Origin of the sequence: Sphingopyxis sp. DBS4 (genome assembly GCF_024628865.1) — a bacterium.
Lineage (GTDB): Bacteria > Pseudomonadota > Alphaproteobacteria > Sphingomonadales > Sphingomonadaceae > Sphingopyxis.
In genome coordinates this window covers 180,308-193,197 of the sequence record NZ_CP102384.1, presented here as the reverse complement: position 1 = coordinate 193,197, position 12,890 = coordinate 180,308, and the positions used below count along the sequence as shown (strand labels likewise).

Here is a 12,890-nt window from a genome sequence, read left to right as displayed (position 1 = left end):
AAGAAAAAAGGGCCTGCCGGCCCAGACGGCCCTCTTCGTGGCTTCGTGGCTTTGTGCGAACAAATAACCGACACTGTCCTATCAGGAGAGCGTCAGACCATCGATGCCGAAACAGTTCGGCTATTCCCCCGGCAACTGCCGGCTCAGCGCCTCGATGACCGCATCCTGCGCCGACGCCGTATCGGCGAGGCGGTCGCGTAGCGCATAGATGTCGGGCAGTCCGTCGACCGCCGCATCGATGCTGCGGTCGAGATAGAGGCGGTCGATGTCGGCGAGTGCCCCGGTCAGCGGCGCGCGCGCGGCGATCAGGCGCGAGATCGCCTGCTGCGCAACGACCCAGCGCTCGCTGGCAACCGGCGCGCCGGCAGCGGCGGAAACGAGCGACGCGGCATTGCCGCGCTCGGCGGCGAACGCCTGCTGCGCCGCGGCGGCGTCCGAACTCCACCGCGCGAGGCGGCCGGTGAGATCGGCGGGCAGCGGCCCCGGCGGCGTCACGACCACCGAAGGCGGCGCGACGTTGAATCGCCCCTCGACCGCCCGGTGCGCGAGCGATGGCGCCGCCTCACCACTCACCCCGCCCGCGCAGGCAGACAGCGAAAGGGCGGCGATCGCGGACGGAAAAAGAGAGGCGCGCTTCATCGTGCCTCCTGATATGGGGCCGCAGGCGTTGCAGCAAGTGCCGAATCGGGTGGGAGTGCGACACCGCGGCCCGGCCCGTGCTTTTCCTTGAAAACCACGGAAATATGCGGTTGACAGCTTGCGCCCATAACGCTAGTGGCGCGGTCTTTCCCGCTTGCTGGAAAATTCGCCTGCCTTGGCGGGTGACCGGTGGCGCGGGTGTTTTAGTTTCTGATTGGATGGAAGACCATGTTCGCAATCGTGCGCACGGGCGGAAAGCAGTATCGCGTTGCCGCCGGAGACAAGATCGCCGTCGAGAAGATCGAGGGTGAAGCCGGCGACACCGTGTCGCTGGGCGACGTCCTGCTGGCCGGTGACGGCGGCGAGGTGAAGGATGCGAAGGGTCTGGCCGTCTCGGCCGAGATCATCGCCCAGACCCGCGGCGAAAAGGTCATCGTCTTCAAGAAGCGCCGCCGGCACAATTATCGCCGCCGCAACGGCCATCGCCAGTCGCTGACGCTGCTGCGCATCCTCGCCGTCGGCGACGCCAAGAAGACCGCCCCGAAGAAGGAAGCCGCGCCGAAGGCCGAGGAAGCCGCCGCTGCTCCCGCTGCCGAGAAGAAGGCTGCTGCACCGAAGAAGGTCGCCGCCCCCAAGGCCGAAGCCGCCGAAAAGAAGCCCGCTGCCAAGAAGGCGGCCCCCAAGAAGGAAGCCTGAGCGCGGCAACGCGGCTCGGCCCCCGGAAGAGAATAGGAGTTTAGGTCATGGCACATAAGAAAGCAGGCGGTTCGTCGCGCAACGGTCGCGACTCGCAAGCCAAGCGCCTTGGCGTCAAGAAGTTCGGCGGTCAGGAAGTGATCGGCGGCAACATCATCGTGCGCCAGCGCGGCACCAAGGTGTATCCGGGCGTCAATGTCGGCATGGGCAAGGATCACACCCTGTTCGCCACCACCGACGGCCGCGTCCGATTCCACGACGGCAAGCTTGGCCGCAAATATGTGTCGGTCGACGCCATGGCGGAAGCCGCCGAATAAGGACGATCTTTCCAGGGTCGTCCATCCAAGGGACGACCCGGAACTGTCCTTTCCGCCCCCGGCGGAAACAAGGTTCGAAAAGAGGGAGACGGGTCGTCCCGGACTCCCTTTTTTCTTGCCCGAAATCGGCACCCCGAATTTCCGGCGCGAAAACAGGGCCATCCATCTCCCTCACTATCGAATGTCGTCAAAGCGTCACCATCTGGCGCCACGGCGACAGGCAAATGGGAGTGAGAATATGTTCGCGCGTACCGAAAGACTGTTGCTGCGGCCCGGCTGGCAGGAAGACGCCCCCGCCCTCGCGCGTGCGATCGGTGAGGAAGTGGTCGTGCGCAATCTGTCGCGCGCGCCCTGGCCCTATGGCGAGGAGGAAGCGCAGGCGTTCCTGAGCCTTCCCCTCCATCCCGACCAGCCGCGTTTCCTGATCTTCGCGCGCACCGGCGGCGCCCCGCGCCTCGTCGGCGGCTGCGGCATTTCGCCGAGCCCGGAAGGAGCGCTCGAACTGGGTTACTGGATCGCGCGCCCCTATTGGGGGCTCGGCTTCGCGACCGAGGCGGGGCGCCAGCTCGTCCGCATCGCGCGCGCGATGAACCTCCCGAAGCTCGGCGCGGGCCACTTCGTCGACAATCCCGCGTCGGGCGCGGTGCTGCGCAAGCTGGGGTTCCGACCAACCGGCAAGGTCGCGCGGCGCTACAGCGTCGCGCGCGGTGGCGAGGCGGCGTGCGCGCTGTTCGAGGAAGGCGATGGTGACGGCAGCAATGCCGTCACCCCCATGCGCGGCCGCATCGGCGGCGACGAGGATTTCCGCGAGCACATCCGCCTGATGGCGGCGTGACTCCCCCCCCTCCCGCAAGCGGGAGGGGGCCGGGGGGTGGGCGCCCCATAAGCCCACCCCGCTGCGACTAGCCAGCAAGCTGGCAAGTCTCGCTGCCCCTCCCGTTTGCGGGAGGAGGCTTCGCTCTACCCCCTCAATTTCCCCGCCATGCCGATGATGTCGTCGAGCGGATTGCCGTCGCCGTCCATGTCGAGCATCTTGCCGAGACCACCCAAGCCGCCGCCGCCGCCGAGAACGCTGCCCAGCATACCGCCAAGGCCGCCGCCCGATCCGCCGCCGCCGAGCGCGCCGCCGATCAGGTCGCCGAGGCCTCCGCCGCCGCTCTGCTGGCCGCCCTGCTTGGCCATATAGCCCGCGACCATCATCGCGAGGATCGGCAGCATCTGCTTGAGCAGCCCCGAATCGAGCCCGGTCTGCCCCGCGGCATGATCGGCGACGGTGCGGCTGACATCCTTCGACCCGAAAATCTGGCCGAGTACGTCGTTGCCCTGACTGACGGGCGTCGCCTGCGACCCGAGCACCGCGTCGAGCAGCCCGCCGCCGCCGAGCTGGCCCAGCAGGCCGCCCAGACCCTCGACCCCGCCGGCACCCGCCGCCTGCTTCTTGAAGCCGCCAAGGATCGCGGGCAACAGCGCTTCGGCGCCCTGCTTCGCGACCGTCGGCGATACGCCGAGCTGGCTCGCCATCGATTCGATGCCGCCGGCCTGCGCGAGAATATCGGTCAGATTCATCATCAATCTCCCACTTCGGCGCGGGATCGAAACGCGCCGGACGACGTTATCATAGTCCGGCAGCGAGCGAAGAACGAGACGTTCATTTCGCTGTCATTTTCAACTGCCTAGGTCCATCCTGCAGCCATGCGACTCGCCCTCGGCGAATGGCCGCGCATCTTAGTGGGAGCAAATGAATGAGCATTTTCGGCAAGATCAAGGACGCGATCTTCGGCAAGGCGCAGGCTGCCGAACCCGCCGCCCCGGCGGCGCCCAACCCCGTCGGCGCCGCGCTCGACGCCGCGACGAGCGCGATGGCCGCGGCCGCCGCGGCACCGGTCGACGTCGACGCCATCCTGACCGCCGAGGCCGCGAACGCCGGCCAGACGCTTAACTGGCGGACTTCGATCGTCGACCTGATGAAGCTGCTCGGCATCGATTCGAGCCTCGACAACCGCAAGTCGCTGGCGCAGGAGCTCGGCTATACCGGCGCGCTCGACGGCAGCGCCGAGATGAACATCTGGCTGCACAAGGCGGTGATGCGCGAGCTCGCCGCGAACGGCGGCAAGGTGCCCGCCGAGCTGACCGACTGACAAACGGCAGATATTTTTCGATGGGGGTCGGACGAGCGGAAGCTCGCCCGACCCCTTTTCGTTGACCGGCGCGCCGTGTCCCCTAGACAGGTTTCACAAGAAACGAAGTCGCCAGGGAGTCCGTCCGTGCACCATCCGCTTTCCATGCCCCTCAGCCGCCGTCAGTCGCTCGCGACTCTCGGCGCCGGCGCAGCCGGTCTCGCCATCGCCGGCCCCGCCGCGGCCTTGCAGGCCCCGCCGCAGAGCGACGCCGCAAAGCTGCTCGATTCGGTCGCCGACAATCTGCTCGCCCTCTCGCCCGAAGGCGCGACCGCGCTCGGCATCGACACCGGCGCGCGCGCGGCGATGCGCGGCCGGCTCGGCGACCGCTCGGCGGCGGGAATGACGGCGGTCGCCGACACGCTGAAGGCCGACCTCGCGCGCGTCCGCGCGCTCAAGACCGACGGGCTCGATCATGCGACGCGCACCAGCCTCGCGGTCGTCGACAGCGCCTACAGCGTCGCGCTCGACGGCTTCGCGCAGCCCTATGGCGACGTCGCGGTCGGCGGCTGGCGCAACACGCCTTATGTGGTGATCCAGAATGTCGGCGCCTACCTCGACGTGCCGAAGTTCCTCGACAGCGACCATCCGGTGAAAACGTCGGCCGACGCCGAGGCCTATCTCTCGCGCCTCAATGATTTCCCGGGCGTGCTCGACGGCGAGACCGACCGGCTGAAATCCGCCGCCGGTCAGGGGCTGATCGCCCCCGGCTTCCTGATCGACAAGGCGGTGAAGCAGATGGAGGCGACGCTCGCCGACGCGAAAGCGGGCGGGTCGATGGTCGAAAGCCTCGCCCGCCGCACCGGCGAGGAAAAGATCGCGGGCGACTGGCGCGCGCGCGCGGCGAAGATCGTGCAGGGCCCGGTCGCCGCCGCACTCGACCGCCAACTCGCCGAACTCAAGGCGCAGCGCCCCAAGGCGACGATGGACGCGGGGATGTGGGCGCGCCCGCATGGCGACGAATTCTACGCCTGGGCGCTGCGCGCCTCGACGACGACGCGCATGACCCCCGAGGAGGTTCATGCGATGGGGCTCGACCAGCTCGCCGAGCTGCACGGACGGATGGACCCCATCCTCCAGAAGCTGGGCTATACCAAGGGCTCGGTCGGCGCCCGGATGATCGAGCTTGCCAAGGATCCGCGCTTCAAATTCCCGGAGGGCGACGCCGGCCGCGCCGAGATCGTCGCCTATATCCAGACGTGGCTCGGCAAGATACGCGCGCAATTGCCCCGTGCGTTCCGCACGCTGGTCAAGGGCAATGTCGAGGTGAAGCGCCTGCCGCTGGCCGAAGAGCCCGGCGCGCCCGCGGCCTATGGCGGCGCGGGCTCGATCGACGGCAGCACCCCCGGCCGGATGTGGCTCAACCTGCGCACCACCGATTTGCACAGCAAATATTCGCTTCCCGATCTGGCAATGCACGAAGCGATTCCGGGGCATGTCTGGCAGGGCGAATATGCGAACAAGATGCCGCTGATCCGCACGATGCTGGCGTTCAACGCCTATTCGGAAGGATGGGCGCTCTATGCCGAGCAGCTTGCCGACGAACTCGGCCTCTACGACGATTTCGAGGTCGGACGGCTCGGCTATCTCCAGTCGCTCGCCTTTCGCGCCTGCCGCCTCGTCGTCGATACCGGCATTCATGCGAAGCGCTGGACGCGCGAACAGGGGGTCGATTTCTTCGTGCATCAGAACGGATCGAACCCGCTCGAGGTCGCGAGCGAGGTCGACCGCTATTGCAGTTGGGTCGGTCAGGCCTGCGGCTACAAGGTCGGTCACAGCGAGATCGTCCGCCAGCGCGGCCGCGCGCAGGCGGCGCTGGGCGCGAAATACGATCTGCGCGATTTCGACGACACGGTGGTCAAGGGCGGCAACGTCCCGCTCGACGTGCTGGCGCAGAATGTCGACGAATATATCGCGGGGGCAAAGAGCTAAGTTTCAGGCCTCTGTCATTGCGAGCGAAGCGACGCAATCCAGAGCGGTTTACGCCTGCTCTGGATTGCCGCGTCGCCTTCGGTTCCTCGCAAGGACGGTCTAGGGCAAAGGTCCAAGATCCGGTTCCACGAACCCCCGTCGCGCCGCGACCGAGAAGAGCAGGTCCCGGCTGTAGAAACGCAGCGGCCAGTCGCGCCGCCCCATGTCGGACTGCAGCAGCGCATTGACGCGCGCCGCCAGCCCCGCCTCCACCGTCTCCGACAGAAAAAGGCGCACCCCCGCGACATAGGCGCGGGTAATGCTGTCGTGATAGCCTTGGTGATCATCATTCACCCCGCCGACGCTTTCGTTGAAGCGGCGAATAAGTCCCGCAATCTCGGTATCGATATCGATGTCGGGGCGCTCGCTGAGCAGCCAAAGGCACGCACCCAGATGCGCCTCATGCGTCCATGCCGCACGCGGAAGCGTGCAGGCGAGCAGGCCTTCGCCGATCGCGCGGACATCGGCGTCACGCCCGAACAGGCGCGGGGGATATTCGGTGGTCATATCTCCGGTCCTTCCGGGTGACGGGCCACCCGGAAGCGATCCGGGTCGATTATGCGGCGACGGGCGCCTGCGGCGCGGCCTGCCGGACGCCTTCATCGACATGGTCCGCGAATTGCGCGAAATTGTCGATGAATTGCTGCACCAGCGCCTCGGCGGTGCGGTCATAGGCGGCCTTGTCGGCCCACGCTTCGCGCGGGTCGAGCAGCGCCGTGTCGACGCTCGGCACCGCGACCGGAACGAGGAAGCCGAAATTCGGATCCTTGCGGAATTCAACATCGTTCAGGCTGCCGTCGAGCGCGGCATTGAGCAAAGCGCGCGTGGCCTTGATCGGCATCCGCTTGATCCCGTCCATCGTCGCCATGCCGCCGGTCCAGCCGGTGTTGACGAGCCAGCACTGGACGCCGCCTTTGGCGATGCGCTCCTTGAGCAGATTGCCGTAGACCGACGGATGACGCGGCATGAAGGGCGCGCCGAAGCAGGTCGAGAAAGTCGCTTCGGGCTCGGTCACGCCAATCTCGGTCCCCGCGACCTTCGCGGTGTAGCCCGACAGGAAATGATACATGGCCTGATCGGGAGTCAACTTGGCGATCGGCGGCAGCACGCCGAAGGCATCGGCGGTCAGCATGATCACCGTGCGCGGCACCGGCCCCATATTCGCTTCCGACGCGTTCGGGATGAAATCGATCGGATAGGCGCCGCGGGTATTTTCGGCGAGGCTGTTGTCGTCGAGGTCGAGGGTGCGCGTCGCGGGGTCGATCACGACATTTTCGAGCACCGTGCCGAAGCGGCGGGTGGTCGCGTAAATTTCAGGCTCGGCCTCTTCCGACAGACGGATCATCTTGGCGTAGCAGCCGCCCTCGAAATTGAAGACCGCGGTGTCCGACCAGCCATGCTCGTCGTCGCCGATCAGCGTGCGCGAGGCGTCGGCAGACAGCGTCGTCTTGCCCGTGCCCGACAGGCCGAAGAAGACCGCGGTGTCGCCCTTCGGCCCGATGTTCGCCGAACAGTGCATCGGCATCACGCCGTCGACGGGCAGAAGATAGTTGAGGATGCCGAACACCGACTTCTTCATCTCGCCGGCATAGGCGGTGCCGCCGATCAGCACGAGCTTTTCGGCGAAGTTGACCGCGACGACGGTTTCGGTGCGCGTGCCATGCTTCGCGGGATCGGCGCGGAAGCTCGGCAGGTCGATGATCGTATATTCGGCCGCGAACGCCGCCAGTTCCTCAGCGGTCGGACGCACCAGCAGCGTGCGGATGAACTGGCTGTGCCAGGCGAGTTCGGTAACGACCTGAACCTGGACGCGATGCTCGGGCTGCGAGCCGCCGAAGAGCTGCTGGCGATAGAGGCGTTCGCGGCCCGCGAGATGCGCAAGGAAATCGGCCTTCAGCGCCGCGAAATGATCGGGGGTCATCGCGACATTGGTCTTGCCCCACCAGATGGTATCGCGCGTTTCATCGTCCTGGACGATGAACTTGTCCTTGGCGCTGCGCCCGGTGTGCTTGCCGGTTTCGACGACGAGCGGGCCATCCTTGGCGAGCAGGCCTTCGCCATGGCGAAGCGCATCCTCCACGAGCCGCGCCGTGCCCCAGTTTTCGGCCACATCCGCCTTCGTCTCGACGGTGTCGGTGCCGATCGCAATCTTGGTCATTGCCTTTGCCTCTCCATTGTCCGGCGGCGTCGTTGCATACCTATGCAATGCTTAGCGTGCTAATGGACAGGCCCGCATTTCCATGGGTGCCGACGGGAGCGCCGATTCCGAAATCCCGATCGCGTTAGCGACGATGCGAAGACAGGTCAAAAGATTAAAGGGTGAATCGCGGGCCAGCCGTGCGCGGTTGTCGCTGGGCGGCAGATCGGCTAGTTGAACCGCCGGGTCCGCCCAATGGAAAGAGCATGACGGCAACCATCGCGCTGGTCGACGACGACCGCAACATCCTGCAATCCCTGTCGATCGCGCTGCAGGCCGAGGGATTCGTCACGCGCGTCTATTCGGACGGCGAGGCGGCCCTGAAGCCGCTGATCGACAATCCGCCCGACCTCGCCGTGTTCGACGTCAAGATGCCGCGCATGGACGGGCTCGAACTGCTGCGGCGCCTCCGCGAGAAAAGCCAGCTTCCGGTCATTTTCCTGACCAGCAAGGACGACGAGATCGACGAGGCGCTCGGTCTCGCGATGGGCGCCGACGATTATATCGCCAAACCCTTCTCGCAGCGGCTGGTGATCGCGCGCATCCGCGCGATCCTGCGCCGCGTCGAACTCAACCGCGCGCCGCCGAGCGAGAATGACGAGCCCGTCGCCGACCCGATCACGCGCGGTCGCCTGCGCATGGACCCGGCGCGCCACAAGGTGAGCTGGGACGGCAAGGACGTCACGCTGACCGTCACCGAATTCCTGATCCTCGAAACGCTTGCGAGCCGCCCCGGCATCGTGCGCAGCCGCAACCAACTGATGGACGCGGCCTATCAGGACGACGTCTATATCGACGACCGCACGATCGATAGCCACATCAAGCGCCTGAGGCGCAAGTTCCGCGAAGTCGACCCCGATTTCGACGCGATCGCGACTCTCTATGGCGCCGGATACCGCTTCTCCGATGACGGCTGACTCCAAAAGGCCCGAAGGGAGCATTGCCGAGCAGGAGGAGGCGCCGCTCGTCTGGTCGGCGCGCTGGTCGCTGACGACGCGCATCCTCGCCGTCAATATCCTGGCCATCGTACTGTTCGGCGGCGGTTTCTTCTATCTCGACACCTATCGCAGCCGCCTCATCGATACGCGGATGGACGTGATGGGCGACCAGCTCGCACAGCTCGACGAAGCGCTCGAAGCGGCGCGGCCCGACCAGCGCCGGCACCTGATCGGCGAATTCACCCGCGCGACCGAGTCGCGCCTGCGCTTCTATGATGCGGACGGGCGCAAGATTGACGACAGCTTCGCGCACGCTCCGCCGACCTATACGCTGCGCGATCCCGAGCTTCAGCCGTGGAAGCGCGACGCCGCGCGCGCGATGGACCGCGGCATCGACTGGATCGTCGGCGCTCCCGCCTACCCCGATTTCGAGGAACCGCGGATCGACCATGGCAGCGCCTGGCCCGAGGTCGCCGAGGCGATGAAGACCGGCGCGGCGGCGAGCCGCTTCCGCTACGCCCCCGAACGCACCCCCTTGCTCAGCGCGACGCGCATCGTCGACCTCGACACGCCCGAAGTGATGCTGATGACGCTCAACGCGCGCGATATCACCAAGACGGTGCGCGCCGAGCGCTTCCGCCTCGCGGTCGTCGTCGCGATGGTGCTGATCGCCTCGATCCTGCTGTCGCTCTTTCTCGCGCGCACGATCGTTCGCCCCTTGCGCAAGCTGGCGCGCGCCGCGGTGCGCGTGCGCCTCGGCCGTGCGCGCGAGGTCGTCGTCCCGCGCCTGCCGAGCCGCCGCGACGAGATCGGCACCCTCGCCCGCGCGCTGTCCGACATGACGCAGGCGCTGCGCGAACGCATCGACGCGGGCGAGCATTTCGCCGCCGACGTGACGCACGAGCTCAAGAATCCGATCGCCTCGGTGCGCTCGGCGATCGAGGGGCTGGGGCGCGGCACGACCGACGAACAGCGCGCGCAACTGCTCGCCATCGCCGACGAGGATGTGCGGCGGCTCGACCGCCTGGTCACCGACATCAGCGACGCAAGCCGGATCGACGCGCAACTGTCGCGCACGCTGTTCGAGCCGATCGACATCGGGCTGATGATCGAATCGATGCTCGCGGGCCGCGCCGCGCGCATCAAGCCGGATGCTCCGACCCCGCGCATCGCCTTCGCCCGGCCGCGCAAGGGCACGACGCAGGTGATGGGCGACGGGCACCGGCTCGAACGCGCGATCGACAATGTCATCGACAATGCGATCAGCTTCTCGCCCCAGGGCGGCCTCGTCTGCATCGCCGCGACGCGGCTGGGCGACGAGGTGCATATCCGCGTCGACGACGACGGCCCTGGCATCGACCCCGCGCAGCGCGAGGCGATCTTCCGCCGCTTCCACAGCGAGCGGCCCGACGGCGAGGCGTTCGGCCGCCACAGCGGCCTCGGCCTCGCGATCGCGCGGACGATCATCGAGGGGCACGCGGGAACGATCTCCGCGCGCGACCGCGACGACGGCCAGCGCGGCGCGAGCCTGCTCATCACCCTGCCCGCACGCGAGGGGCATGAGGCGGAAGGATAGCAGGGTTCACGCGGAGACGCGGAGCAATTCTCCTCATCCGTTCGTGCTGAGCTTGTCGAAGCACCGTTCTTCCTTTCGGTCGGGCAAAAAAGAACGGCCCCCTTCGACTGCCTTGCAGGCGCTCAGGACAGGCTTCGACAAGCTCAGGGCGAACGGGCTTCTTGTTCTCTCCGCGTCTCTGCGTGAACCTTCTTCCCCGAGGCTGCTACGCGAGCCTCCTCTCTTCACCCGAATCGGTTTGCCGCCTTGCAGCCCCGCTTCGTCGCCGGTAAGCCCCGTTGATGTTTCCGAGCCGGACCAAGCCCGAGATCCAGAATATCCACGCCAGTTGCGTCGCGGCGGGCAGCGGCGGCGTGCTGATTCTCGGCAACAGCGGGCAAGGCAAGTCCGACCTCGCGCTCAGGCTGATCGATCGCGGCGCGCGGCTTGTCGCCGACGACCGCTGCGACATCTGGTACGATCGCGACCGGCTGTGGTGCCGCCCGCCCGAGAATCTTGCCGGCAAGCTGGAAGTGCGCGGCATCGGCATCGTCGAAAAGCCGTGGACCGCGCCGGTGCCGCTCGCACTCGCGGTGCGGCTTTCCGACCGCTACGACCGCATGCCCTCGGTGAATCAGGTCGAGACGGTCGCCGGGCATCCGCTACCCGCGCTGCTGCTCTCGGCCTTCGAGGCGTCGGCGCCGATCAAGATATTGCTCGCGCTCGAACGGCTGGCGCCCGACCGATGAGCAGCCCCGACCCTCGCCTGCTTCTCGTCACCGGCCTCTCCGGCGCGGGCAAGTCGACCGTGCTCAAGGTGCTCGAGGATCTGGGCTGGGAGGTCGTCGACAATCTGCCGCTCGCCTTGCTCGAGGCGCTGATCGACGCGCCCGCAAAACGCAGCGAGGCGGGCCGCCCGATCGCGGTCGGGATCGACAGCCGCAGCCGCGGCTTCAAGCCCGCGCGACTGGTCAAGCGGATCAAGGAGCTGCGCGAGGACGGCGGCCGCGACATCCAGACTTTGTTCCTCGACTGCGCGGGCGCCGAGCTCGAACGCCGCTTCTCCGAAACGCGGCGCCGCCATCCGCTCGCCGAGGATCGCCCCGCCGCCGACGGCATCGCGCGTGAACGCGAGCTGATGGAGCCGCTTCGCCGCTGGGCCGAGCATGTCATCGACACCACCAACTATTCGAGCAACGATTTGCAGCAGGAGGTGCGTCAGCGCTTCGGCGACGCGGGCGACGGCGAGCCGGTGCTCAACATATTGAGCTTCGGCTTCGCGCGCGGGCTGCCGCGCAACGCCGACCTGGTGTTCGACATGCGCTATCTGCGCAATCCGCACTGGGATGCGAAGCTGCGCCCCGGCACGGGGCTCAACCCCGATGTCGCGGCCTATGTGATGGCCGATCCCGCCTATGAGGACAGCGTCGCGCAGATCGAGCGGCTGCTCCTCACATTACTGCCGCGCTACCGCGCCGAGGGTAAAAGCTATGTCACCGTCGCCTTCGGCTGCACCGGCGGGCGGCACCGCTCGGTCCATGTCGCCGACCGTGTGGCCAAAACGCTACGCGCCGCGGGTCATGAGCCGACCGTGACCCATCGCAACCTTGACTCTGCCCCGCAAGATGGGCTTGAGGGCAGGCCCCCGCCCGCATCTCCCGCCGGCGCCGGACAAGCATAAGGGTCTGCGATTTCATGCCCGTCGATAAAGCATTGCCGCTGCTGGGAATGGTCTTGGTCACCCATGGCCGGCTCGCCGAGGAAATGGTGACCGCGATGGAGCATGTCGTCGGACCGCAGCGCGCGATCGCCACCGTGTGTATCGGCCCCAACGACAATATGGAAATGCGCCGCAAGGAAATCGCCGAGGCGATCCGCAAGGTCGATGAAGGGCGCGGCGTGATCATGCTGACCGACCTGTTCGGCGGCACCCCGTCGAACCTCGCGATCAGCCTGCTCGAAAGCGGGCGGACCGAAGTGATCGCGGGTGTGAACCTGCCGATGCTGATCCGCCTCGAAAGCGCGCGCAAGGCGATGGACCTGCGCGCCGCGGTGATCGCGGCGAAGGAAGCGGGCCAGAAATATATCTCCGTCGCGTCGGAGATGCTGGGAGTGGGACCATGAGCGAAAACAGCGAGACGGTCGAAATCACCAACCAGCGCGGCCTGCACGCGCGCGCGAGCGCCAAGTTCGTGACCTTCGTCAGCCGCCTTCCCGAGACCGTCAGCGTCGAGGTCGAAAAGGGCGGCAGCCGTGTCAACGGCACCTCGATCATGGGGCTGATGATGCTCGGCGCCGCGAAGGGCGACAGCATCACGATCCACACGAAGGGCGAAGGCGCCGACGCGGCGCTGCTCAAGCTGGTCGGGCTGGTCAAGGACAGCTTCGGCGAGGATTGAC

15 protein-coding genes are annotated in these 12,890 nt (G+C 67.0%); 11 read left to right on the top strand and 4 right to left on the bottom strand.

Translation table 11 applies throughout. The features are described from left to right. Nucleotides 1–120 precede the first annotated feature (120 nt). Nucleotides 121–639, bottom strand: coding sequence for a hypothetical protein (locus tag NP825_RS00855; RefSeq protein WP_257547610.1), 519 nt, complete (start codon nucleotides 637–639; stop codon nucleotides 121–123). A gap of 228 nt (nucleotides 640–867) precedes the next feature. Between NP825_RS00855 and rplU the strand changes: the two genes are divergently transcribed. The 3 genes from rplU to NP825_RS00840 all read left to right on the top strand — a co-directional run bounded on the left by rplU (nucleotide 868) and on the right by NP825_RS00840 (nucleotide 2,487). After that, nucleotides 868–1,335, top strand: a complete 468-nt coding sequence (gene rplU / locus NP825_RS00850; RefSeq protein ID WP_257547608.1) for a 50S ribosomal protein L21 — start codon at nucleotides 868–870, stop codon at nucleotides 1,333–1,335. Between the two features lie 47 nt (nucleotides 1,336–1,382). Beyond that, entirely contained in the window at nucleotides 1,383–1,652 is a 270-nt protein-coding gene (gene rpmA / locus NP825_RS00845; RefSeq protein ID WP_257547606.1) for a 50S ribosomal protein L27, read from the top strand. Nucleotides 1,653–1,890: 238 nt separating this feature from the next. Beyond that, the gene (locus tag NP825_RS00840) at nucleotides 1,891–2,487 is read left to right on the top strand and encodes a GNAT family N-acetyltransferase (RefSeq protein ID WP_257547604.1); all 597 of its coding nucleotides are present in this window, start codon (nucleotides 1,891–1,893) and stop codon (nucleotides 2,485–2,487) included. A 125-nt stretch (nucleotides 2,488–2,612) separates the two neighbouring features. On the opposite strand, the gene NP825_RS00835 is transcribed toward NP825_RS00840, so the two are convergent. Next, nucleotides 2,613–3,218, bottom strand: a complete 606-nt coding sequence (locus NP825_RS00835) for a DUF937 domain-containing protein (RefSeq protein ID WP_257547602.1) — start codon at nucleotides 3,216–3,218, stop codon at nucleotides 2,613–2,615. Between the two features lie 176 nt (nucleotides 3,219–3,394). Here NP825_RS00835 and NP825_RS00830 point away from each other — a divergent pair, with 176 nt between their 5' ends. Both NP825_RS00830 and NP825_RS00825 read left to right on the top strand, forming a co-directional pair. Then, nucleotides 3,395–3,790, top strand: a complete 396-nt coding sequence (locus NP825_RS00830; protein ID WP_257547600.1) for a DUF3597 domain-containing protein — start codon at nucleotides 3,395–3,397, stop codon at nucleotides 3,788–3,790. 144 nt (nucleotides 3,791–3,934) lie between these two features. Next, nucleotides 3,935–5,761: a DUF885 family protein gene (locus tag NP825_RS00825; RefSeq protein WP_257547598.1), complete on the top strand. Its 1,827-nt coding sequence runs from the start codon at nucleotides 3,935–3,937 to the stop codon at nucleotides 5,759–5,761. Nucleotides 5,762–5,860: 99 nt separating this feature from the next. Here the strand turns inward: NP825_RS00825 and NP825_RS00820 are convergent, their stop codons facing one another. Both NP825_RS00820 and NP825_RS00815 read right to left on the bottom strand, forming a co-directional pair. Further along, nucleotides 5,861–6,307, bottom strand: coding sequence for a hypothetical protein (locus NP825_RS00820; protein ID WP_257547596.1), 447 nt, complete (start codon nucleotides 6,305–6,307; stop codon nucleotides 5,861–5,863). 49 nt (nucleotides 6,308–6,356) lie between these two features. Beyond that, nucleotides 6,357–7,958, bottom strand: coding sequence for a phosphoenolpyruvate carboxykinase (locus NP825_RS00815; protein ID WP_257547594.1), 1,602 nt, complete (start codon nucleotides 7,956–7,958; stop codon nucleotides 6,357–6,359). Between the two features lie 245 nt (nucleotides 7,959–8,203). Here NP825_RS00815 and NP825_RS00810 point away from each other — a divergent pair, with 245 nt between their 5' ends. The 6 genes from NP825_RS00810 to NP825_RS00785 all read left to right on the top strand — a co-directional run bounded on the left by NP825_RS00810 (nucleotide 8,204) and on the right by NP825_RS00785 (nucleotide 12,889). Next, the gene (locus NP825_RS00810) at nucleotides 8,204–8,914 is read left to right on the top strand and encodes a response regulator transcription factor (protein ID WP_257547592.1); all 711 of its coding nucleotides are present in this window, start codon (nucleotides 8,204–8,206) and stop codon (nucleotides 8,912–8,914) included. Next, on the top strand, nucleotides 8,880–10,511 hold the full coding sequence (locus NP825_RS00805) for a stimulus-sensing domain-containing protein (RefSeq protein ID WP_374046515.1): 1,632 nt from the start codon (nucleotides 8,880–8,882) through the stop codon (nucleotides 10,509–10,511). Before NP825_RS00810 ends, NP825_RS00805 begins: the two co-directional genes overlap by 35 nt. A 281-nt stretch (nucleotides 10,512–10,792) precedes the next feature. Further along, the gene (locus tag NP825_RS00800) at nucleotides 10,793–11,239 is read left to right on the top strand and encodes an HPr kinase/phosphorylase (RefSeq protein ID WP_257547588.1); all 447 of its coding nucleotides are present in this window, start codon (nucleotides 10,793–10,795) and stop codon (nucleotides 11,237–11,239) included. Beyond that, nucleotides 11,236–12,171, top strand: coding sequence for an RNase adapter RapZ (rapZ, locus tag NP825_RS00795; protein WP_257547586.1), 936 nt, complete (start codon nucleotides 11,236–11,238; stop codon nucleotides 12,169–12,171). The genes NP825_RS00800 and rapZ overlap by 4 nt, the downstream gene beginning before the upstream one ends. A 38-nt stretch (nucleotides 12,172–12,209) precedes the next feature. Then, nucleotides 12,210–12,614: a PTS sugar transporter subunit IIA gene (locus NP825_RS00790; protein ID WP_257551232.1), complete on the top strand. Its 405-nt coding sequence runs from the start codon at nucleotides 12,210–12,212 to the stop codon at nucleotides 12,612–12,614. Next, nucleotides 12,611–12,889 (top strand): HPr family phosphocarrier protein, encoded by a 279-nt coding sequence (locus tag NP825_RS00785; RefSeq protein WP_257547584.1) that lies wholly within the window; start codon nucleotides 12,611–12,613, stop codon nucleotides 12,887–12,889. Before NP825_RS00790 ends, NP825_RS00785 begins: the two co-directional genes overlap by 4 nt. The last annotated feature ends 1 nt before the right edge of the window (nucleotide 12,890 follow it).